Annotated in this window: 16 protein-coding genes; 11 read left to right on the top strand and 5 right to left on the bottom strand. The window is 36.8% G+C overall.

Going from position 1 to position 23,243, the window contains the following annotated elements:
* Nucleotides 1-61 precede the first annotated feature (61 nt).
* From nirB to O6P34_RS13875, 7 genes are all read left to right on the top strand, one after another.
* On the top strand, nucleotides 62-2,569 hold the full coding sequence (gene nirB / locus O6P34_RS13845; protein WP_269685102.1) for a nitrite reductase large subunit NirB: 2,508 nt from the start codon (nucleotides 62-64) through the stop codon (nucleotides 2,567-2,569).
* Between the two features lie 118 nt (nucleotides 2,570-2,687).
* Nucleotides 2,688-3,065 (top strand): nitrite reductase small subunit NirD, encoded by a 378-nt coding sequence (gene nirD, locus O6P34_RS13850; RefSeq protein ID WP_269685103.1) that lies wholly within the window; start codon nucleotides 2,688-2,690, stop codon nucleotides 3,063-3,065.
* Nucleotides 3,066-3,094: 29 nt separating this feature from the next.
* The gene (locus O6P34_RS13855; protein WP_269685104.1) at nucleotides 3,095-3,682 is read left to right on the top strand and encodes a DUF4202 domain-containing protein; all 588 of its coding nucleotides are present in this window, start codon (nucleotides 3,095-3,097) and stop codon (nucleotides 3,680-3,682) included.
* Nucleotides 3,683-3,694: 12 nt separating this feature from the next.
* Complete coding sequence (locus O6P34_RS13860) at nucleotides 3,695-5,500, top strand: ATP-binding protein (RefSeq protein WP_269685105.1); 1,806 nt, start codon at nucleotides 3,695-3,697, stop codon at nucleotides 5,498-5,500.
* 128 nt (nucleotides 5,501-5,628) lie between these two features.
* Nucleotides 5,629-6,288: a response regulator transcription factor gene (locus tag O6P34_RS13865; protein WP_269685106.1), complete on the top strand. Its 660-nt coding sequence runs from the start codon at nucleotides 5,629-5,631 to the stop codon at nucleotides 6,286-6,288.
* A 151-nt stretch (nucleotides 6,289-6,439) separates the two neighbouring features.
* Nucleotides 6,440-7,930: an MFS transporter gene (locus O6P34_RS13870; protein WP_269685107.1), complete on the top strand. Its 1,491-nt coding sequence runs from the start codon at nucleotides 6,440-6,442 to the stop codon at nucleotides 7,928-7,930.
* 142 nt (nucleotides 7,931-8,072) lie between these two features.
* A complete protein-coding gene (locus tag O6P34_RS13875) occupies nucleotides 8,073-8,534 on the top strand; it encodes a DUF4265 domain-containing protein (RefSeq protein ID WP_269685108.1) in 462 nt (153 codons plus the stop codon).
* A gap of 112 nt (nucleotides 8,535-8,646) precedes the next feature.
* On the opposite strand, the gene O6P34_RS13880 is transcribed toward O6P34_RS13875, so the two are convergent.
* The 5 genes from O6P34_RS13880 to O6P34_RS13900 all read right to left on the bottom strand — a co-directional run bounded on the left by O6P34_RS13880 (nucleotide 8,647) and on the right by O6P34_RS13900 (nucleotide 14,349).
* The gene (locus tag O6P34_RS13880) at nucleotides 8,647-9,453 is read right to left on the bottom strand and encodes an ABC transporter ATP-binding protein (protein WP_269685109.1); all 807 of its coding nucleotides are present in this window, start codon (nucleotides 9,451-9,453) and stop codon (nucleotides 8,647-8,649) included.
* Nucleotides 9,454-9,643: 190 nt separating this feature from the next.
* On the bottom strand, nucleotides 9,644-10,531 hold the full coding sequence (gene ntrB, locus O6P34_RS13885) for a nitrate ABC transporter permease (RefSeq protein ID WP_269685110.1): 888 nt from the start codon (nucleotides 10,529-10,531) through the stop codon (nucleotides 9,644-9,646).
* 89 nt (nucleotides 10,532-10,620) lie between these two features.
* Nucleotides 10,621-11,850: a CmpA/NrtA family ABC transporter substrate-binding protein gene (locus O6P34_RS13890; protein WP_269685111.1), complete on the bottom strand. Its 1,230-nt coding sequence runs from the start codon at nucleotides 11,848-11,850 to the stop codon at nucleotides 10,621-10,623.
* A gap of 28 nt (nucleotides 11,851-11,878) precedes the next feature.
* Nucleotides 11,879-13,330, bottom strand: a complete 1,452-nt coding sequence (locus tag O6P34_RS13895) for an alginate export family protein (RefSeq protein WP_269685112.1) — start codon at nucleotides 13,328-13,330, stop codon at nucleotides 11,879-11,881.
* A 320-nt stretch (nucleotides 13,331-13,650) separates the two neighbouring features.
* Entirely contained in the window at nucleotides 13,651-14,349 is a 699-nt protein-coding gene (locus O6P34_RS13900; RefSeq protein ID WP_269685113.1) for a Crp/Fnr family transcriptional regulator, read from the bottom strand.
* A gap of 178 nt (nucleotides 14,350-14,527) precedes the next feature.
* On the opposite strand from O6P34_RS13900, the gene O6P34_RS13905 reads away from it, so the two are divergent.
* From O6P34_RS13905 to katG, 4 genes are all read left to right on the top strand, one after another.
* A complete protein-coding gene (locus O6P34_RS13905; RefSeq protein ID WP_269685114.1) occupies nucleotides 14,528-18,040 on the top strand; it encodes a nitrate reductase in 3,513 nt (1,170 codons plus the stop codon).
* A 77-nt stretch (nucleotides 18,041-18,117) separates the two neighbouring features.
* Entirely contained in the window at nucleotides 18,118-19,557 is a 1,440-nt protein-coding gene (locus tag O6P34_RS13910; protein WP_269685115.1) for a rubredoxin, read from the top strand.
* Nucleotides 19,558-19,666: 109 nt separating this feature from the next.
* Entirely contained in the window at nucleotides 19,667-20,218 is a 552-nt protein-coding gene (locus tag O6P34_RS13915; RefSeq protein ID WP_269685116.1) for an acyl-CoA thioesterase, read from the top strand.
* A gap of 791 nt (nucleotides 20,219-21,009) precedes the next feature.
* Entirely contained in the window at nucleotides 21,010-23,226 is a 2,217-nt protein-coding gene (gene katG / locus O6P34_RS13920) for a catalase/peroxidase HPI (RefSeq protein WP_269685117.1), read from the top strand.
* Nucleotides 23,227-23,243: the final 17 nt, after the last annotated feature.

Here is a 23,243-nt window from a genome sequence, read left to right on the forward strand (position 1 = left end):
ATAAGTATTTAAATTAAGTATAAATACTTATATTTGCTCAATAATACTTAATTAATGAATTATGATTAAAGTAATAGTAGTCGGAAACGGCATGGTGGGGTACAAGTTTTGTGAAAAATTTATCACAAAAAAAGGACAGGAAGAGTATCAAATAACCGTATTTGGAGAAGAACCAAGACGCGCTTATGATCGTGTTCACTTAAGCGAATACTTTGGTGGCAAAAGCGCTGATGATCTATCATTATCAACAGCTGCTTGGTATGAAGAGAATAACATTACCTTAAATACTTCGGAATTAGTTTTAAAAATTGACAAAGAAAACAAAATCATAAGTACACATCTCCATCAAGAGTATGCGTACGACTACTTAGTTTTAGCAACAGGCTCCTCTGCTTTCGTCCCTCCTATTAAAGGAGTCGAAAAAGAAGGTGTTTTTGTATACCGAACCATCGAAGATTTGGATGCAATCATGGCTTACGCCAAAAAGATAAAACAAAATGGCGCTACCGAAGCCGCTGTTCTTGGTGGTGGATTATTAGGGCTGGAAGCTGCAAAAGCAGTATATGACTTAGGATTAAATCCACACGTAGTTGAATTTGCACCGCGATTGATGCCAAGACAATTAGACAAAGGAGCCAGCGATATGCTTCAAGCAAAAATTGAAGAACTAAATATTGGCATTCATCTCAACAAAGCCACACAATATATTGATGGTGAAGACTGCATAAAAGGGATGATGTTTGCAAATGATGAATTGTTAAAAGTAGATATGTTGGTTATTTCTGCCGGTATAAAACCCCGTGACGAACTGGCCAGAGTTTCCGGACTGGAAGTTGGAGAACGCGGCGGTGTTGTGGTAAACAATCAAATGCAAACATCAGATTCTTCTATTTATGCCATTGGTGAAGTCGCACTTTATACGGGAATGATCTATGGTTTAGTAGCACCGGGTTACGAAATGGCCGATGTTGCTGCAGAACAAATTTTACAAGGCACAAAAACGATGAGAGAAACCATCGATATGTCTACACAATTAAAATTAATTGGTGTTGAAGTAGCAAGTTTTGGAGATCCTTTCATTGAAAACGAAACCGTAACGGCCATTGTTTATGAAAATAAATTCAACGGAATTTATAAAAGAATTAATGTTACCAAAGACGGAAAAACCCTTTTAGGCGGAATATTAGTGGGTGATTCCAGCGATTATAATGCGTTGTTCCAAATTTACAGCAATGCTATGGCATTGCCCAAAAATCCGGAAGACTTGATTCTGGGTTCACGAGGCGGAGAAGCTTCTACCTTGGGAAGCGCAATAGATTTGCCCGATACTGCGATTATTTGCTCTTGCGAAAATGTTACAAAAGGCGCTATTTGTTGTTCTATTACAGATGAAACCTGCTCCAGCTTATCCGATGTAGTCAAACTTACTAAAGCCACTACAGGTTGCGGAGGTTGTAAACCTATGGTTGTTGATTTGGTAAAAGCCACTCAAAAATCAATTGGAAAAGAAGTCAAAGATGTGATTTGTGAGCATTTTAAATACAATCGTCAAGAGTTATTTGACCTTGTAAAAATCAATAAATACACCAATTATTTTGATGTATTAGACTGGCACGGTTCAGGTGATGGCTGCGAAGTTTGTAAACCCGTTATCGCTTCCATTTTCTCAAGTATTTACAATGATACTGCTAATAAACACCTGACCACACAAGATACTAATGATCGATTTTTGGCCAACATTCAAAGAAACGGAACCTACTCTGTAGTGCCAAGAATTGCCGGTGGAGAAATTACTGCCGAAAAACTAATTGCCATTGGCGAAGTAGCCAAGCAATTTAATTTATACACGAAAATTACAGGAGCACAACGTGTCGATTTATTTGGTGCTCATTTAGATGATTTACCAAAAATTTGGAAAATATTAATCGATAATGGTTTCGAAAGTGGACATGCGTACGGAAAATCACTTCGTGCCGTAAAGAGTTGCGTAGGAAATGCTTGGTGTCGTTACGGAATGGATGACAGCGCCGGTTTTGCCATTGAAATTGAAAACCGATACAAAGGAATTCGTTCTCCGCACAAACTAAAAGGAGGCGTTTCTGCTTGTATTCGCGAATGTGCCGAAGCCAGAGGAAAGGATTTTGGATTAATCGCTGTAGAAGGCGGCTGGAACTTATACATCTGCGGAAATGGTGGTGCAAATCCAAAACATGCCGTTTTATTAGCCGAAAAAATCGACAAAGCCACTTGTATTAAATACTTAGATCGCTTCTTGATGTTTTACATCCGTACGGCCGGTCCTTTGATACGAACTTCAACCTGGTTAGAAAAACTGGATGGCGGATTAGACTACTTGAAAGAAGTTGTAATTGAAGACCGTTTAGGAATTGTTAACACATTAGAAACTGAAATGCAAGGTTTAGTCGATACTTTCGAATGCGAATGGAAACAAGTGATAGAAAAACCACGATTAATGGATCGCTTCCGTCACTTTGTCAATTCAGATGAAAAAGATGACAATATTGAATTCGTTTCTTTAAGAGATCAAAAAATGCCAAAACCTTGGTAAACCCCAATAAAATCAATAAAAAAGTATTCTAAAACGTTTCCATCAACTCTGGCTTTTTCCGCAATTCCTTCGCATAAAACAGGAAAGAGCTTAGAGTAGGAAACACAAAAAGACGAACATGGAAGATATCTTAAGTCAATACGGAACAGTACATCCAAACGATGTAAAAATATGGTTCAAAGCTGGAAAAATAAGTGATTTTTCGACAAATAGAGGCGGTTGTATCAAATACAAAAACAAACAAATTGCCGTATTTAATTTCAGTCGTCGCAACCAATGGTTTGCCTGCCAAAATGCTTGTCCGCATAAAATGGAAATGGTGTTATCAAGAGGAATGCTAGGTTCGGCAGATGATATTCCAAAAATCGCCTGCCCGATGCACAAAAAAACATTTTCTCTGGTAGACGGTTCTAATTTAAATGGTGAAGACTACTCCATTGCTACTTATCCCGTAAAAATTGTGGAAGACGAAGTATTCGTTGGCTTTTTGGAATAATTATGTATCTTTGAATTTAAACTTTTCAAATGACAATGACACCATTTCAGAACGCTAGCACATGGATAAATGCCGAAAATGCACAAGATCCAAACAGCGAAATATACCAATCTAAAACCTATCCAAAAGAATTATTATATTCAAATCGAATGTATGAAAAGCTGATGGATTTTGAGCCAAATGCTTCCGAAGAAGTTCAAATTGCTTCAAAAGCGCAACACATTTGTCGATGGAAAATAACGCGAGAATCGTATCCTATGGATCGTGTGGGTTATTTAAAATGGAGAGAAGATTTGAAAAAATTTCATGCCAAAACAACAGCTGAAATTTTAGAAAAAGCAGGATATTCCGAAGAATTTATTGCAAGAGTTTCTTTTCTTATCGAAAAAAAATTGCTTAAAAAAGATACCGAAACCCAACTTTTGGAAGACGTAATCTGTTTGGTATTTCTGGAGTATTATTTAGAGCCTTTTGTACAAAAACATGATGCCGAAAAACTCAAAAATATCATTTTGAAAACATGGAATAAAATGTCTGAAAAAGGGCATCAGGAAGCTTTAAAAATAAACTTCAGCGCTACAAACTTTCAATTGATAAAAGACGCTCTTGGATTGTAATTCAACTTGGTTATGAGAAACAGCGCCGCAGCATCTGTCGATATTTCTTTCAAAAATCTAAGGCGATTGTATCTTTTTGCCTTGTTGACTATTGCTGTAACGGTACTTTTGAGCCAGCTTTTGATACAATACAATCTCAACAGTCAGTTGAGTGATTCCCGAATTATTAATATTTCGGGAAAACAAAGAATGCTGAGTCAAAAATTGATAAAGGAGATTTTAATTCTCAATTTCGTAACCGATACGACCAAAAGCAAAGAGGAAATTACCCAAATCAACAAGACCATTTCACTTTGGAAATTTAACCAAAATGTATTGGAAAACGGAAATGACAGTCTGGGTTTTCCAAAAGAAAAAAGCAAAGCACTTGCTGCATTATTTAAAGGAATCAGACCAAATTTTAAAGCTATTATTGATGCTTCGGCCCTTTTTTTAGAAAATAAAAAAACAAAAAAAGAGTCTGCCGAAAATCAAAAATTAGTGCAAATAATCCTTAAAAACGAAGCTGTTTTTCTTTCGAAAATGAACCAAATTGTTGGCGAATATGACAAAGAAGCGCTCAAAAAAGTAACCTTACAAAGCAAAACTGAATATGCAATTCTGCTATTCACCATTTTAGTTTTACTGTTAGAATTCATTTTCATCTTCAAACCAACGAACAAAAAGGTTGAAAAACTCATTTCGAAACTTTTATTCTCCGAGAAAAAAGCACTGAAACTAGCACATGATACCGAAATCATCAGTGAAATAAAGGAAAACTCCGTCAAAGAATTGAAATCACTCAATTACGCCATGGAAAACACGCTGTTGTATTGCCGCGTTGCTCCGGATGGTTCTTTGATACATATTGGTGAGAAATTCTCGAAATTGCTGCAATACAATCCGTTTCTCTCGGACAAAACTTTTTCACAAGTGCTGACTCCAATAGAAAAAGAACAGCTTACAATTGACCGAATTATTTCCGAAAGACAACGAAGCGGCTGGCAAGGCGAACTTAATATAACCAATAGAAACGGAGAATCGATTTGGCTTGATTTATCGATGGTTCCCGTGACCATCAAAAAAGAAGAATCCGAGTTATTGATTATTTGTTTTGACATCACCGAACGTAAAAAAGCAGAACGCGAAGTCGATCGACTGAACACCGAAAATGTTACCGATAAAATCAATCAACAAAAAGTAATTTCGAGCAAGATTGTCGAAAATCAGGAAAACGAACAAAATCGTATTGCCCGAGAAATCCATGATGGAATTGGCCAAATGCTAACCGGATTAAAATTTAGCCTCGAAAGCATTAATTTAGACGATAAAGAAAAATCAGCACAAAAAATTGAGTATCTGAAAAAACTGTCTTTAGACATTATAAAAGGAGTGCGAACCGCTACTTTCAACTTGATGCCACCAGAATTGAGCGATCATGGTATTGTTTCTTCTTTGGCAAAATTGACGCAGGAATTATCAAAATTGACCGGAAAAAACATTCTGTTTTACAACAAAACCAATTTTGACAAACGACTCGATTCCTTGATTGAAATCAATATTTATCGATTGACGCAAGAAGCCATAAACAACGCCATAAAATATGCGGATTCTACTCATATTATTGTGCAACTTTCGCACAGCAATAATATTTTGAGTATTACTATTGACGATAACGGAAAAGGGTTTGATGTTGTTGCCGCAGAAAAAAAGAGAAACAGCGAATCCGGAATGGGATTATTGTTCATGAAAGAACGGATTCAATACATCAACGGGCGTGTTTTTATTAACTCTATTCCAGGAGAAGGAACGCGAATCACGTTTAACATTCCCATTTAACAGATTTCAGTTTACAATCTGAATATGAAATCTGAAATCTATCTTTTTTATTTATTCAAAAAATACGTATATTAGCCCTTCATTTAGATGAATATACGTAATAAACCGATTTTAAAATTAAGTAAGTTATGAATAATACTATTCGAGTTGTTTTAGCAGATGATCACGTATTTGTTAGAGACGGAATCAAATCATTATTAGAAAACGAAGCCAATATTGAAGTGGTTGGCGAAGCCACAGATGGCTTAGAAGCACTAAAAATGGTAGAAACAACTCATCCTGATTTACTTATTTTAGACATTCGTATGCCTAATCTAACCGGAATTGAAGTCGTAGAAAAATTAAGAAGCCAAAACAATTTGGTTAAAATCGTAATGCTTTCCATGCATGAATCCGAAGAATACGTATTAAAATCAATCAAAGCCGGAGCAGATGGTTATTTGTTGAAAGGATCCAGTAAAGAAGAGTTCCTTAAAGCTTTACATACTGTCTCAAATGGAGGAAAATATTTTAGTGGTGACATCTCCTCTATTTTAATAGGACAACTTACAAATCCTACTGCAGTTCAGGAAACAAAACCAGCACAGGAAGACGAATTGATGATTACCAAACGAGAAAAAGAAATTCTAAAGCTTCTTTTATCGGGAAAAGGAAACAAAGAAATTGCAGAAGCTTTAGACATCAGCAAACGAACTGCCGAAGTACACCGTTTCAATTTGATGAAAAAATTAAAAGTCAAAAATCTGATGGAACTTTCTAATAAAGCAAATGAATTTGCTTTGTTGTAATATTTTTTGCTCCGTATTTCTGTTTCAATCATTCAAAAACTACGTAAAATCATAAAATTACGTATAAATACTTAATTATATTTAAAAAACTGCGAAAACACAGGTTTTAACTAAGTTATAATACTTATTTTCGTTAAAAAATATAAGTATTATGACAGCAACAAATTCCTTATCACAATCCCACAGAATATTATTTCTGAACACTCTGGCCTTTACGGTATGTTTCGCTTGTTGGACCTTAAACGGAGTTTTAGTAACCTACTTAGTAGATAACGGCATTTTTCATTGGAGTGTGGTTCAAGTAGGATGGCTATTAGGAATTCCTATTTTAACCGGTTCTATTATGCGTTTACCAATAGGTATTCTTACTGATAAATTTGGTGGTAAATACGTATTTTCTTTATTACTCCTCCTCTGCTCTATTCCTTTATTTTTGCTGCCTTTAGCAAACAGTTTTTTTATGTTTGCCCTTTTAAGCTTTTTGTTCGGAATGGTAGGAACCAGCTTTGCTGTTGGTATTGGCTATACTTCGATTTGGTATCCAAAAGAATGGCAAGGAAGAGCTTTGGGAATTTTCGGAATGGGAAATGCGGGCGCAGCCATTACCACTTTTTTGGCACCATCATTATTGAATCATTTTTCAATAGATGACCCACAAAATGGTTGGAAATTATTACCTATATTATATGGTTTTGCACTAGTAATTATTGGAATTTTATTCTTGATTTTTGCCAAAAATAAAAAAATAGAAAACCACACCAAAACGGTTTCTCAAATGTTACAATCGTTAAAAAGTGTGCGCGTTTGGCGCTTTGGAGCCTATTATTTCTTAGTATTTGGATGTTTCGTAGCCTATTCACAATGGTTGTTACCTAACTTCATGAATGTGTATCAAACCAGCTTAGTTATGGGCGGATTATTCGCTACTATGTTCAGTTTACCTTCGGGAGTTATCCGTGCTTTTGGCGGGTTTTTATCTGATAAATTTGGTGCGCGAAAAGTGATGTATTGGGTTTTAGGATCTTCAGTAATTTTGAGCGCATTGTTGATGGTTCCAAAAATGGACATTACCACAACCGGACCAGGTGTTTTGGCAACCAAAAAAGGTTCAATTACAATGGTTTCTGATACGAAAGTAACAATTGGCGATACTGAATTTCCGATTGTACAAAAAATAGAAAAACCAGAAGAAAACTCCATTTTTCCAACCCGAACTTCATGGCAACAAGTTGTGGTCAGTCAGAATCAGGAAGTAAAGAAAAAAGAATTGTTAGCCAAAGGAATTACGCATATCAACTTTGATGCGAATATGTGGGTGTACTTAGTTTTGGTAATTCTAATTGGTATTTCATGGGGAATTGGGAAAGCGGCCGTTTACAAACACATACCGGAATATTTCCCAACCGAAGTAGGTGTTGTAGGCGGAATGGTAGGAATGATCGGCGGATTAGGAGGTTTCTTTGGTCCAATTATATTTAGTTATTTGCTGACTTCAACCGGAATCTGGTCTAGTTCTTGGATATTTATACTTTTATTCTCTGCTATTTGTTTGATTTGGATGCACATTACCGTAACGAAAATCATGAACGAAAAGCAACCTGATTTATCTAAAGTGATGGAAAGACAATCTTCCAGAAAATAAAAAAAAGACATATTGAGAAAGCCTTTGAACACGTTCAAAGGCTTTTTTTTTTGCGTTCAATTAGACGTATATTTGATTTTTAAATCAATTCCAAATGATTCCCAAATAGCGAATCTTTAATTTGGCATTCAAAATACAGATAATGAAAGAACAAGAAACTAGTGTAAAAATACTTTTTAGATTTTTTAGCACTATTTTAAATGAATGGACCGTTGAGAATTTATGGGCTACCACTATTAACGCCGAAGAAGGATTGTACAAACTGGATAATATTCCTTTTTATGCCTCAGTTTCTTGTGGTGATATTGTGTTAGCCGAATTTGACGAAACCGAAAACAAATTGACTTATCGAGAAACGATTATACATTCCGGAAATTCAACTATCCAAGTTATTCTCAACGATAAATCTTTTGTTATAAATGATGTACGCGAATTTTTCACTAGTTTGGGTTGCGAATCAGAAAAGTTCAACGACGATTACTTTGTTATGGAAATACCTGCTACTGCAGATTATACACCAATTAGAGAGAAACTAATAGAACTGGAAGAAAACAATATCATAACGTATGCAGAACCCAATCTGTCCAAAAATCATTGGTATTAAAATAGGATTATAACTCAAAATAAATTCTTGATTGGTTATACGCATCATTAAAATCAAAATCCCCGTAATGACTATCATTACAGGGATTTAACCATAAACAAATTAAATAAAACTAACTTTTATACACCACTCCCATATCTTCAATAGAGAATTTATCGGTTAAGAGGTGTAATAATCGATCACGTAGTTCGATATATTCCGGCATTTTTACAATTTCGATTTTGTTTCTTGGTCTTGGCAAATGCACTTCTACAATTTCTCTGATTGTTGAAGCAGGACCGTCATTTAAAACCACAATTCTGTCTGATAAAAACAAGGCTTCTTCGATATCGTGGGTAATCATGATGATGGTTTTATCTCGGTTATTGAGATTCCATAATTTTAATACTTCGAGTTGCATGGAGCTTTTTGTAAAGGCATCCAAAGCGCCAAAAGGCTCATCTAACAATAAAACTCCCGGATTGATGGCAAAAGCTCTGGCAATAGCAACTCTTTGTTTCATTCCTCCTGATAATTGTCCTGGTAATTTATCTCGGTGCGAAAGTAAATTCACCATTTTTAGATTGTAATCCACGATTTCGTGTTTTTCTTTTTTCGAACAATCCATAACCGAATCAACGGCTTGAAAAATATTTTCATGAACTGACATCCAAGGCAAAAGAGAGTAGTTTTGGAAAACGATTCCTCGGTCCGGCCCAGGTCCTTTTATTGTTTTTCCGCCTAGTTCAACTGTTCCTCCTGTTGGAGTCAACATTCCGGCAATAGCGTTCATAATAGTTGATTTTCCACAACCGGAGTGACCAATAATGGAGATGATTTCTCCTTTTTTGATAGATAGATTAATATCTCTTACTGCAGTATATTTCCCTTTTGGTGTTGGAAATGATATTTCTAAATTTTTTATTTCTAAATAGCTCATGACTTTTGGGTGTTAGGTTCTGGGTGTTGGGTGTTGGGTGTTGGGTTTTTGGTGTTGGGTTGCGTGAGTGATGGCAGTGGAGCTCTTTTTTGAGCCGATTTTTTTCGGCTCAAAAAAAGCAGGAACGGACAGCACGACCCGAAGTTTTACGGAGGGTCACGCCCAAAATAAAAACTTAATGCTTTTAAAACTACGCTTTGTAAGCGACTTTATTTTCGATAAAAGTGAAGATTCGGTCGAAAAGCAATCCTACAATTCCGATGATAAGAATGGCCGAAATTACTTTTTCGAGGCTTAATGCGTTCCAGCTGTCCCAAACGAAGAACCCGATTCCTGCTCCTCCTGAAAGCATTTCGCCGGCAACAATTACCAACCAAGCTACACTGATACTCAATCGCAAACCTGTGATAATGTGTGGCAAACTGTACGGAATTAAGATTTTGGTCAAGTATCTCATTTTAGAAAAACCAAATGCTTTGGCTACGTTTTTATGGTCTTGCGGAATGGATGCTACGCCAAAAGATGTGTTAATGAGCGTGGACCACAAGGAAGTGATGAAAACAATAAATATCGTTGCGAGACCGGTATCTTTGAAAACCACTAAGCCAATTGGGAACCAAGCTAAGGGCGAAACGGGTTTTAGCAATTGTACGATTGGATAAAAAATTTGTTTGCAAATGGTGCTTGCTCCCATTAAAATTCCAACTGGAATAGCGATTAATGACCCTAATAGAAATCCTATCAATACTGTTTTTATAGAATTGAATAATTGCAATCCAATTCCTTTATCATTGGGTCCGTAATCATAAAACGGGTCGCTTAACATTTCTTTTAAAACGGTTAAAGTGGCTGTTGGAGTTGGAAGTGCATTTTGGGTATACGCGCTTAAAAGACTCCAAAATCCGCCAAAAAGCAGCAATCCTAAAGCTGCAAACAAAACAGATTTTGATTTTGCAAGGATTGTATTTAATACCAAAAGGTATTTACTATTTTCTTCGAAAAAACTTTTTCTTGTCGCTGTCGAAACATTTATTTCTTGCTCTAGTGCATCGATTGTTAGTGTGTTTTTGTCAGACATGGTATTGAAATTTAGTTTTAATTAATGTTGTTGTTTCTCTAAAACCCTCTCCAAATGAGAGGGAATAGTGGCTTTATGTTTTTATTTATTTATCGTTTAACTACTTTTAAATAAGCTGCAGGATTTGCAGGATCAAAAACGGTTTTATCCATTGTTAGAGAAAACGGTTTCATATCGTCATTCGGTACTTTTATCTTCATGCTGGCTGCCACTTCTTTGTACAAATCATCTAAGATTAATTTATCGGCAATAGCAGCATAATTAGGTGCTTCTTTTAAATATCCAAAACGTACAAACTGTGCCATCGCCCATATTGCGTGTGATTTACGAGGGAAGTTGACCATTCCGCCTTTGTGAAACAACATGTAATCGTTATCATATACTTCAACTCCTTGGTTACAACCCAAATTATAATCACCCATTAATCTGGCTTCAATTACATCAGCCGGAGCATTTACATACGGTGCTTTACCGATAATTGCTGCTGCTTTTTTACGATTGGCAGGAACATCTAACCATTTGCAGGCTTCCATTACGGCTTTCATTACTTTTACTAAATCGGCTTTTCTTTTGGCACTAAAATCTTTGTTTACTACCAATGCTTTTTCGGGATGATCTTTCCAAATATCTTGTGAAGCGACTTGTGTAAATCCGATGCCTTGCTTTACAGCAACACCACCCCAAGGCTCTCCTACGCAATAGCCATCCATATTACCCACTTTCATATTGGCTACCATTTGCGGAGGTGGAATCGTGATAATTTTTACTGCTTTTTGGTTCAAACCAGCAACTGACATCCAGTTACGCAACCATAAATCGTGTGTTCCTCCAGGAAAAGTCATTGCAAAAGTCACTTCTTTTTCGGCTTTCAATTTAGCAGCAACGACTGGTGTTACTTTATTCATTTGTTTGAAACCTACTTTCCCGCAAAAGTCATTTGAAAGTGTAATTGCTTGTCCGTTTACGTTCAACATCATCGCAATTTTCATTTCAGAACCTGCTTTTCCTCCTACTCCTGTGTAAACTGAAAAAGGCATGGAATACAAACAATGAGCGCCGTCTAATTCGCCTGTTAAGATTTTATCACGAACATTTGCCCAAGACGATTCTTTGGTCACAACAACCTCAACACCATATTTCTTGAACAATCCTAATTCTTTTGCCATCACTATTGGCGAACAATCCGTAAGTGGAATAAATCCTAATCGAACAGGATCATTTTGAGCGTTTACTGTTGTAAAAGCTGTACTTAATACGGTTAACAAAATCATCATAGATGCCGTTAAACGCTTTGCTATTTGTTTTTTTATCGTTTTCATGTTGAATGGATTTAAAAAGTAAGGGTAATTATTTTTTGGCTAAAAAGTTAGGTTTGATATTCAGCATCACATAAGCAAATTGTGGTGTTAAATCTGGTGTAGTTATGTTTTTAACCGCTGCTGATGCCATTGAATTCGTAGCTTTTATGATAGAATAACCCGCTTCGATGTTAATCATTTTGGTTAAATTGTATTTCACTAACAAGTCTAATTCCGTTCCTAAATAAGAATCTAATTTGCCACCGGCACCGTTAGACAAAGTATTTGCCGCTTCAAAAGCATGAACATCCAATAAGAAAGTCAAGTTATCTTTGGCATTGTATTTCACTTTAAAGAAATAGTTGAGTAATCCTTGTTTTCCAAAACCATTTGCAGCGTAGAAATAATCCATACTTCCCCAAAATTTATGTGGTGTTCCGTACAATGGATCAAAAAGATTGCTTTCTGAAGTGGCAGTAACCGCTTTTGTTCCATCAGTTCCTGATAAATAATCAATTCCAGGACCAACAAATAATTTTCTTCCTACTTGCAAAGTTGATGTTACAGAAGCCAGATTCGCACTTATAGAACGTCCGTCTTTGTCTTTTCCGCCTTGATGGTACACGCTTCCGGTAAGATTAATTTTTCTGGTTGGATTCGTATTAAAGTAAAAACCGGTTGTATTGCGACTCCAAACGCCTTCTCCATACACTTTGGTTGTTACAGCCGGAGTTCCAGAAGTTACGCTAGTATATTTATTGAAATCATCTTTGAAGAATAAAAATGACACATCACCAAAAGAAAATTTCTTTCCTAAATAGGCATATTGAAACGATTTGTACATTGTTCCTATTCCGTTCGTACCAGCACCATAAGCCGTTGGAACACCATTATAAACAGTTCCTGTATTCAATTCTTTATTTTGATTGAATGCAGCTCCAACATCGGCAATCCAGCCTTTATTGGCAAATTTGAAAACAATCGCATCATGACGTCTTCCTTGTTGCAACCAGTCTAAACCACCCAATACTTTTTGGTCATCATAAGAAATTTCTTGGCGACCAACTTTTAAGGATATATTTTGAATAGTGCTTGTAGTATCGGCTAACATAATCTCTCCCCAAGCTTCATGGAATAAAATTCCGTTGTTTGCTTCTGTAGTCGTTCTGTTGATAGAGGAAGCATCTTGTCCCCAAACACGCACATCCTGTAAAGAAGTATATATTTTAAAACGATATCCTGTAAATCCTATATTTAATCGCGCTCTTTGTGAAGTAAACAAACCTGCTTTATCTCCATCTTTTTGTAACGTTCCTTGACCTGCTCTTAGTTCGGTTCTTTCTCTTATTTGTCCCGTAGCGGTTAATTGTGCTTTTGCTTCGTTTTGACTTAATACCGTTAAGGCAATTCCCAAGAAAATTGATTTTGAAAGATTTACTCTTGAAATTTTCCCTTTCTTTAAACCTTGAATCCCTGCTAATGTGGTTTTAAACTTTTGCATAATCATTTGTTTTAATTAGTATACAGCAAATTTACTTAAGTACTAATACTTAGTTACTATATAAAAAACAGACCGAAATAACTTTTTAACACTAAAAATTACGGGAATAAAATAGTTTAATTTCTGCTTTTTGACATAAAATTGAAATAAACCCAACTATAACAAGGCTTTAGAAGCCTCTAAAAAGTAGTAAAAAGTACGTATAAAAGAAGTGAAATGTGAAAAGTGAAATGTGAAAAGTGAAATGTGAAAAGTGAAATGTGAGATGCGAGAAGTGAAATGTGAGAAGTGAGAAGTGAGAAGTGAAAATTTACAGACCACTACTTGTGTTCTTTGATCTCTGATTTTAATTTATCGGCATTTAGTATTCCTATTTTTTTTCCAACGGTTTTAATCAGCGATTCTTTTTTCAAACTGGAAATCACCCGTATTACCTGTTCATCAGTGGTTCCGGCGAAATCTGCAATTTCTTTTCTGGACAAATCAAGCTCAATAACGCCGTTCGTTTGCCCAAATTTTCTATGAATATATAATAATGTATCAATCACTCTTTCTCGCACATTCATTTGCGCAATCTTGCGGATATTATTTTCACTTTTGTTGAGTTCTTCGGCATAAAACAACATTAAATCAAAAGTGAATTCAGGAATAGCATGAAGTATTTCCAGCATATCTTCATTACTAAAATTACATAAAATAGTGTCTTCCAAAGCATAAGCACCAATCAAGTAGCGCTTACTGGTACCAAAACCTCTGAAACCAACCGTATCACCTTCTTTCGTTAAACGAACAATTTGTTCTCTTCCGTGAATTCCCGTTTTTACCGTTTTCACTTTTCCTTTATAAATAAAGTATAACCCTTGAATTGGCGCACCCTCAATGATAAATTGCTGCGTTTTTTTACAGGTAAAACTGCGCTTTTTATCAATATAATACTTCATTTTTTCTAAATGAATGTGTCTTTTAATGAAACAATTTTCATTTACACAGCTGGTACAAGTGGCTAATTCTGATTTCATGGCTCAAATTTATAATGGTTCCCAAAGTGATTTAGTATCCTAAATTTATTTTTACCAAAAATAGAAAATAAAATTGATTTTATACGTATTAATACGTAAAAATACTTATTTTTACACTTTCGTAAGATAGAAATAGATCCCTATACTAAGCTTTCATTATTAATAAAGAAATTCAATAATGCAAAATTCAGAAATCAAAACTACGTGTTCCTATTGTGGAGTAGGATGCGGAATCATAGTAACCAACGATGCTAAAAATGGAGTTACAGTAACCGGCGACAAAAATCATCCTGTAAATAAAGGAATGTTATGTTCTAAAGGAATGAATCTTCATTATGTAGTCAATGATACTTCTGACAGAATCTTGTATCCCGAAATGCGATGGAGCAAATCACATCCTATGGAACGCGTAAGTTGGGATACCGCATTAGACAGAGCCGCAGCCGTTTTTTCTTCCATTATAAAAAAACACGGTCCGGACAGCGTTGGGTTTTACATTTCAGGACAATGCCTCACCGAAGAATATTACCTCGTAAACAAACTCGTAAAAGGGTTTCTGAAAACCAATAATATAGATACCAACTCCCGCTTATGCATGAGCTCAGCAGTAGTGGGCTACAAAAAAACATTTGGGGAAGACTCGGTGCCAATTGCTTATGATGACATCGAACTCGCCGATACTTTCTTGATAACAGGTGCCAATCCGGCTTGGTGTCACCCTATTCTTTTCCGAAGACTGGAACAACACAAAGAGAAAAATCCAAAAGTAAAAATCATCGTTGTTGATCCCCGTAAAACCGATTCGGCTTTAGCTGCCGATTTGCATTTACAAATCATTCCGGGTACAGACATTATTTTATATCATGCTTTGGCCAAAAGACTTATCGAAAAAGGATGCGCCGATACCGATTTTATTAAAAATCACACCGAAAACTTTGATTCTTATAAAGCGTTAGTACTGTCAAGTTCTTTAGAAAAAGCGTCGAAACTTTGCGGAATTTCTGTAAACGACATCAAATTAGCCGCCGATATCATTGGGAAAGCCAAAGGATTTATTTCGCTTTGGGCTATGGGATTGAACCAAAGTGCCATTGGTGTAGACAAAAACACAGCCTTACTCAACCTTTCGTTACTTACGGGACACGTGGGAAAACCAGGCTCCGGCCCATTTTCTCTAACAGGTCAACCCAATGCTATGGGCGGACGCGAAGTGGGCGGAATGGCAAATTTATTGGCTGTTCATAAAGAATTAAATAATCCCGTTCACCGCAAAGAAGTTGCAGAGTTTTGGGGAGTTGATTCCGTTTCCGAAAAACCGGGATTAACGGCTACCGAAATGTTTGATGCTTTAGAATCCGGAAAAATGAAAGCGATTTGGGTTATTTGTACCAATCCGTTAGTGAGTTTACCTGATTCCCGAAGAGTTGAAAAAGCGTTGGCCAATGCCAAATTTGTTGTGGTTCAGGATATTTCCCATAACGCCGATACGTCAAAATTTGCCGATTTATTACTGCCGGCAGCAGGTTGGTTAGAAAAAGAAGGAACCATGACCAATTCCGAAAGACGAATTTCCTATTTGCCGAAAGGCATCAACGCACCGGGAGAAGCGCTTTCGGATGTGGAAATTTTGACTCGTTTTGCCAAAAAAATGAATTTCAGCGGTTTCAATTTTAATACCACCGAAGACATTTACAAAGAACATTGTCTGATGACCAAAGGCACAAAAATTGATATTTCTTTCTTAAACTATAATCGTCTAAAAAACGAAGGCACGTTTCAATGGCCTGTTCCAGATTATGGACATCCCGGAACACCGCGTTTATTTACAGACCGAAAATTTTATACGCCTTCGCAAAAAGCGATTTTCAATATTCCGACGGCTATTGAAAATACGTCGCAACAACCCAATGATCAGTTCCCGTTTATCCTGACAACAGGACGCATTCGAGATCAATGGCATACGATGACTAAAACGGGTAAAGTATCCCGATTGATGACACATATCCCAAGTCCGATGCTCGAAATCAATCCGATTGATGCCTACAAATCAGGTATCGAAAACGGAGATATTGTTGTGGTAACCAGCAAAAACGGAACCGTTCGGGTAAAAGCAAAAGTTTCAGACAGCATTCGCGAAGGAGTTGTTTTCTTGCCGATGCACTGGGGGAAACAACTGGAAAACGATTTGAACCGAACCAATAATTTAACGAATACCATTGTAGATCCCGTTTCGAAAGAACCGGACTTTAAATACACGACTGTTGCGGTAACCAAATACGTAAAACCTTTTGAAAAAATTGCCGTTGTGGGCGCTGGTGCAGCCGCTTTCCGATTCATTCAAAACTACAGGGAAATCAATACTTCGGATGAAATTATTGTTTTTTCGAATGAAGAAAATCCATTTTACAACCGCGTTTTATTGCCGGAATATGTAACGGCAGAACTTTCTTGGGAACAACTTTTGAAAATAAAAGAAGATTCCTTGAGCAAGCTGAATATCACCATGAAATCTGGTGTTTCTATTGATAACGTCAATACAAAAGAAAATACAATACTGGATAGTCAAGGAGTTCTTCACACTTTCGACTCGCTAATATTAGCAACCGGAAGTCGCCCTTTTGTACCCGAAAATGCACAACTGCATCTACCGGGACGTTTCACCATCAGAAAAAAAGAAGATGCAGACCGATTGAAAAACTATCTCGACAATACGAATTTAGCGCCCGAAGAGCAACATGTTGTCATTGTGGGCGGTGGATTATTAGGATTAGAATTGGCTGCAGCCTTAAAACATAAAAAAGTAAAAATTACCATTATTCAAAGGGCTTCCCGATTAATGGAACGTCAATTAGACCGAATTTCGAGTAAATTATTGGCTGAGGAAGTACAACTTCGGGACATTCAGATTTATTTTGATAATGAAGTCAGTACGGTTTTTGAAACCGACAATTCAAACGAAATTGAAATTGCACTGAAAAGCGGTCGAATTATCACTGCCAATGCGATTGTGTACACCATTGGAACCATTCCGAATATAGAAATAGCAAAAGAATCCGGAATTTCCTGTGGTCGTGGCGTAAAAGTGAATCAATATTTACAATCTTCAGTTCCTAATGTATTTGCTATTGGTGAAATTGCCGAATTCAACAATCAGTTATTCGGAATCACATCGGCAGCCGAGGAACAAGCGGATGTTTTGGCTAATTTTATGGCCGGCGACATCAGCAGTTTCTATAAAGGTTCGGTTTTAATGAATATCCTGAAACTTGAAGACATCAATTTATGCAGTATTGGCGAAATTGAAATTCCGGAGAATGATGATTCGTATGAAGAAATTGTATTTTCAGATTTAGGAAAACGCTATTACAAAAAATGTATAGTCAAGAACGATTTGTTGGTTGGCGCTATTTTGATGGGCGATAAAAATGAGTTTGCCGAATTCAAAACCATGATTGAAAGCAAAATCGAATTGTCCGACAAACGAAATACGTTGTTAAGAGGAAGTTCAAATGCCAAACCCGTTTTAGGAAAACTGGTTTGCTCTTGCAGCCAAGTAGGAAGCGGAAATATTGAAGAAGCCATAAAAGGCGGTGTGACCAATTTTACTGAACTATGCAAAACAACCGGCGCGGGATTAGGTTGCGGAAGTTGTAAAACCGAAGTAAAAGAAATTTTAGCCAAAATTAAATAATAGTGTTCTGTAATTAGTGTTCCGTTTACAGCTCGTAACGTAACACTAATTACTGAATACTGAACACTAAAATACATATGGAATTAACACGATTAATAGTAAAAGGAGGCGTGATTTCACCGGGAGAATTACGTGAAATTGCCAATATGGCTTTGGAACAAGGATTAGACACCATCTCTTTTGGTTCCAGACAAGATATTATTTTCCCGAAAGGGTTTAGCGCTGTTGACAAGCAAAACATAGGAAAAAATCATTTCGTTCATCCGAATGAAAAAAGTGGAAATAACATTGTTTCATCGTATGTTTCTACCGATATTTTTAGAAATACACCTTGGCTTACCGGAAATAAATTCCTGTATATTTTAGAGCAATTTAAAGAACAGCCAAAACTAAAAGTTAATATCACCGACCCAAATCAACAGTTAGTTCCTTTGTTTACGGGCCATATCAACTTTATAGCTTCGCACCATGAAGATTACTGGTTTGTGTACATCCGTTTGCCAAAATGGGACAAAATGGAGATGTATCCTGTCCTGATTTACAGCTGGAACATTGCCGAAGTATATTATGCCATCGAGAAAATAGTAGACGAAGAACCGGATTCTGCCGATATGATTTTTCAATTGGTCAGCGATGCAATAGACACTAATAATCGCACGATTGACAAACCACTCAACATTCTTTTTTACCCTTTTCCGTATTACGAAGGCATGAACCGATTAGGAATTGATCAATATTGGCTGGGATTGTATTGGCGAAATAATTTATACGATTTAGAGTTTCTCAAAGAAATGTGCGACTTGTGTTTTGATTGCAAAATTGGTAAAATTTGTATCACACCTTGGAAATCTTTCATCGTAAAAGGAATCCCAAAAGACCGAAAACTGGATTGGGAAAAATTCCTGGGTAAAAAAGGAATTAATGTTCGTCATTCGTTATTAGAACTCAATTGGCATTTGCCGGTTGCGATGGAATGGGCCTTGAATCTCAAAACTTTTCTGGTTCGAACGCTGGATCAATTTGACATTAGCACCTACGGACTCACTTTTGGTTTATCCGAATACAACCGCGAAGGACATTATTTCACTTCGATTGTGGTTGAAAAAAATGACACTCCAAAAGATTTGGAATCCATCAAAATCAGGGCGACTTATAATGTTTTGTATGCCAAAAATTTTGATCCCAATACCAAAGAATATATAGTTCATACCCAAGATGTTGACAAACTGGAACTCCCAAATATCCTGATTGAATTGAGTCGAAAATATTTTGGAGAACTAGGAAATGCTGTTACCGAAATAAGTGCTTCTGCAACCAAAAAAGAGAAAACAATCGAAGAAGTTCATCAATGTCCTGAATGCCTCACAATATACAATCCAACCTACGGCGATGCCATTCAAGGAATTGAAAAAGGAGTTTTGTTCCAAAATTTACCGGAAGATTATTGTTGTTCTCTATGTGAATCTCCAAAAATTAATTTCATAGCATTAACAGGCGAAAAATTAGATATTTTATAAAAGTTCAAAAGCCATGATAGAATTAACCACTAATTATTTTAATAATTAGTGTAATTCTTGTCGAAAACTACTCAAAAAAAACGCTTGTTAGCACCAAAACAATTACAATATGAATACAGGTTATAAAACGGTATCTTCCTCTTATGTTACTATTTCTGAGTTAATGCTGCCTTCACATACTAATTTCAGTGGCAAAATACACGGCGGTTATATCTTATCATTACTCGATCAAATCGCTTTTGCCTGCGCCTCAAAATTTTCCGGTAATTATTGCGTAACTGCTTCGGTAGATACGGTAAATTTCTTAAAACCTATTGAAGTGGGTGAATTGGTTACAATGAAAGCCAGCGTCAATTACGCGGGAACCAGCTCCATGATTGTAGGCATTCGTGTAGAATCTGAAAACATTCAGACCGGAACAATAAAACATTGCAATTCGTCTTATTTTACTATGGTTTCCAAAGATAAAGAAGGAAAAAACTCCCCTGTTCCCGGATTGATTCTGACCAATCTAAAAGAAGTTAGCCGGTTCCAAAACGGATTAAAACAAATTGCCATGAAAAAAGAAAAAGAATACCAAAGAAGTATTGCCACTTTTGGGTCTATTGAGAATATTCTGAGTATCAATCAGTATAACGTTAAAGTCGAATTACAACAATAATTACCGAGGTTCCTAATCTTAATTGAAATCTTATTCTTTTTATATCTAAAGCAATTTTAGCCTCCTAAAACCTAAAGAAAACAATTCACGCTGACTAATTCTTGATATAGTATAGCGCTGACTTTCTAATAAAACTTCCCAAATACCTTTCCTTTTTATTGCTATCCGGACAAAAATCTACTTTACTTGGTTGTTACAACCAATTTAGTTGGTTAAGACAACCAAGTAAGTTGGTTATTATACCTAACTTAGTTGGTTAAGACAACCAAGTGAGTTGGTTCTTATACCTAATTTTATTGGTTAAGACAACCAAGTAAGTTGGTTCTTATACCTAACTTAGTTGGTTATAACAACCAAGTAAGTTGGTCCTTATACTTAATTTAGTTGGTTATAACAACCAAGTAAATTGTATTTTAGAACCAAAACAACCAAAATTCTCCTCAGAATTAATTTTCAAAATAATAAAGGGTTTAACATTCCTCCCTTTTACTTCTCTTTCATGGGATAAAAAATACCTTTAAAAGGGATTTAAACCAGAAAATCACTCTACATAAACCGCAGCCAAATTCATTTTTTCAGGTTAATGATTGATTATCAAACTAAAACTTGTAATTTTGAAAGTAACTTACTGATATTCAAATCATAAAATTGATTTTAGACTATTCATTTTTCATAAAATAATGGAAAAACGAACTCGTACTATAATTTTTATCTATTGAAAATTTATTTACAATAACTAAACAACAACTACATTAGCATAGAAATTTTAATCTTAAAAAATCAATATAATCATGGAAAATAATAATTCAAATACATCCGAAAGTAAGTGTCCATTCTCTGGAGGTGCTTCCAAACAAACTGCGGGCTCGGGAACCAGAAATAATGACTGGTGGCCCAATCAATTAAAATTAAACATCCTGCGTCAACACTCGTCCCTGTCTAATCCGATGGGAGAGCATTTTGATTATGCAGAAGAATTTAAAAGTCTTGATTTTAATGCTTTGAAGAAAGATATTTTTGATTTAATGACAACATCACAAGACTGGTGGCCGGCTGATTATGGTCATTACGGACCATTCTTTATCCGTATGGCGTGGCACAGTGCAGGAACGTATCGTATTGCTGATGGTCGTGGTGGCGCCGGTTTTGGTACACAACGATTTGCTCCGCTGAACAGTTGGCCTGATAATGTAAACCTGGATAAAGCCCGTTTGCTATTATGGCCAATCAAACAAAAATATGGCAAGAAAATTTCATGGGCCGATTTAATGATTCTCAGCGGTACTTGTGCCTTAGAGTCAATGGGATTAAAGCCTTTTGGTTTTGCCGGCGGACGTGCTGATGTTTGGGAACCTGCAGAAGACATTTATTGGGGTTCAGAAGGAAAATGGCTGGACGACAAGCGCTATACTGGTGACCGCCAATTAGAAAATCCGCTAGCTGCCGTTCAAATGGGACTTATCTATGTGAATCCTGAGGGACCAAACGGAAATCCTGATCCGTTAGCATCCGCTCGAGATATTCGGGAAACTTTTGCCCGTATGGCGATGAATGACGAAGAGACAGTTGCGCTTATTGCCGGCGGACACACCTTTGGGAAAACCCATGGTGCTGCCGATCCAAATCAATATGTAGGTCCGGAACCTGCAGGCGCTTCTATTGAGGAGCAAGGTTTGGGATGGAAAAACACATTCGGTACCGGAAATGGCGAAGACACTATTTCGAGCGGTCTTGAGGGGGCATGGACCACCACACCTACCAAGTGGAGCAACAACTATTTCGAAAATCTGTTTGGATTCGAATGGGAATTAACAAAAAGTCCGGCGGGTGCCCATCAATGGCAACCAAAAAACGGAGCAGGTGCCTGCACAGTTCCAGATGCTCATAATCCATCAAAAAGTCATGCCCCGTTTATGCTTACCAGCGACATCGCTTTGAGAGTAGATCCTATTTATGAACCTATTTCAAGACATTTCTTTGAAAATCCAGATGTATTTGCAGATGCATTTGCTAGAGCGTGGTTCAAATTAACACACCGTGACATGGGCCCAATAGCGCGTTATCTAGGTCCGGAAGTCCCTACAGAAGAACTAATCTGGCAAGACCCTATTCCGGCTGCAACCTACCCAATCATAGACGATACTGATATTGCGGCATTGAAAACGACCCTACTAGATTCAGGATTATCGGTTTCCGAAATGGTTGCTACCGCTTGGGCATCGGCTTCAACATTCCGTGGCTCTGATAAACGTGGTGGTGCAAACGGCGCCCGCATTCAATTAGCACCTCAAAAAGATTGGGCAGTCAATAACCCAACTCAATTAGCAAAAGTTTTAGATACACTTCGTAACATACAAGCCGCTTTCAACAGTGCTCAGTCTAACGGGAAACAAGTTTCATTAGCCGATTTAATCGTTTTGGCTGGAAGTGTTGGAATTGAAAAAGCCACAGCTGCTGCTGGACAAAAAGTGAAAGTTCCCTTTTCAGCAGGAAGAGCCGATACAACACAAGAACAAACAGATGTCGAATCATTTGCGGTCTTGGAGCCAGAAGCAGACGGTTTTCGTAACTACATGAAAACCCAATATACAGTATCTGCAGAGGAAATGTTGGTTGACAAAGCCCAATTATTGACACTAACAACGCCCGAAATGACAGCACTTGTTGGTGGTCTGCGTGTGCTTAACACCAACTTTTATCACTCTCAAAATGGTGTTTTCACGAAACGTCCTGAGGTTCTTACGAACGATTTCTTCGTAAACCTGTTGGATTTAAATACCACTTGGAAAGCAGCTTCAAATGCACAAGATGTATTTGAAGGTCGTGATCGTAAGACTGGCGAATTGAAATGGACCGGAACTCGTGTGGATCTTATTTTTGGTTCAAACTCAGAACTGAGAGCACTTGCTGAAGTATACGGAAGCGCCGATTCTCAAGAAAAATTCACAAGAGACTTTGTCGCTGCATGGAACAAAGTTATGAACTTAGACCGTTTCGACTTAGTCTAATTGCAGACATATTCATA

Origin of the sequence: Flavobacterium lacustre (assembly GCF_027474525.2) — a bacterium.
GTDB classification, from domain to species: domain Bacteria; phylum Bacteroidota; class Bacteroidia; order Flavobacteriales; family Flavobacteriaceae; genus Flavobacterium; species Flavobacterium lacustre.

What these genes read in the sequence shown, in the direction of transcription:
- nirB (WP_269685102.1), top strand. Translation starts at nt 62, where the DNA reads ATGATTAAAGTAATAGTAGTCGGAAACGGCATGGTGGGGTACAAGTTT.
- nirD (WP_269685103.1), top strand. Translation starts at nt 2,688, where the DNA reads ATGGAAGATATCTTAAGTCAATACGGAACAGTACATCCAAACGATGTA.
- O6P34_RS13855 (WP_269685104.1), top strand. Translation starts at nt 3,095, where the DNA reads ATGACAATGACACCATTTCAGAACGCTAGCACATGGATAAATGCCGAA.
- O6P34_RS13860 (WP_269685105.1), top strand. Translation starts at nt 3,695, where the DNA reads ATGAGAAACAGCGCCGCAGCATCTGTCGATATTTCTTTCAAAAATCTA.
- O6P34_RS13865 (WP_269685106.1), top strand. Translation starts at nt 5,629, where the DNA reads ATGAATAATACTATTCGAGTTGTTTTAGCAGATGATCACGTATTTGTT.
- O6P34_RS13870 (WP_269685107.1), top strand. Translation starts at nt 6,440, where the DNA reads ATGACAGCAACAAATTCCTTATCACAATCCCACAGAATATTATTTCTG.
- O6P34_RS13875 (WP_269685108.1), top strand. Translation starts at nt 8,073, where the DNA reads ATGAAAGAACAAGAAACTAGTGTAAAAATACTTTTTAGATTTTTTAGC.
- O6P34_RS13880 (WP_269685109.1), bottom strand. Translation starts at nt 9,453, where the DNA reads ATGAGCTATTTAGAAATAAAAAATTTAGAAATATCATTTCCAACACCA.
- ntrB (WP_269685110.1), bottom strand. Translation starts at nt 10,531, where the DNA reads ATGTCTGACAAAAACACACTAACAATCGATGCACTAGAGCAAGAAATA.
- O6P34_RS13890 (WP_269685111.1), bottom strand. Translation starts at nt 11,850, where the DNA reads ATGAAAACGATAAAAAAACAAATAGCAAAGCGTTTAACGGCATCTATG.
- O6P34_RS13895 (WP_269685112.1), bottom strand. Translation starts at nt 13,330, where the DNA reads ATGCAAAAGTTTAAAACCACATTAGCAGGGATTCAAGGTTTAAAGAAA.
- O6P34_RS13900 (WP_269685113.1), bottom strand. Translation starts at nt 14,349, where the DNA reads ATGAAATCAGAATTAGCCACTTGTACCAGCTGTGTAAATGAAAATTGT.
- O6P34_RS13905 (WP_269685114.1), top strand. Translation starts at nt 14,528, where the DNA reads ATGCAAAATTCAGAAATCAAAACTACGTGTTCCTATTGTGGAGTAGGA.
- O6P34_RS13910 (WP_269685115.1), top strand. Translation starts at nt 18,118, where the DNA reads ATGGAATTAACACGATTAATAGTAAAAGGAGGCGTGATTTCACCGGGA.
- O6P34_RS13915 (WP_269685116.1), top strand. Translation starts at nt 19,667, where the DNA reads ATGAATACAGGTTATAAAACGGTATCTTCCTCTTATGTTACTATTTCT.
- katG (WP_269685117.1), top strand. Translation starts at nt 21,010, where the DNA reads ATGGAAAATAATAATTCAAATACATCCGAAAGTAAGTGTCCATTCTCT.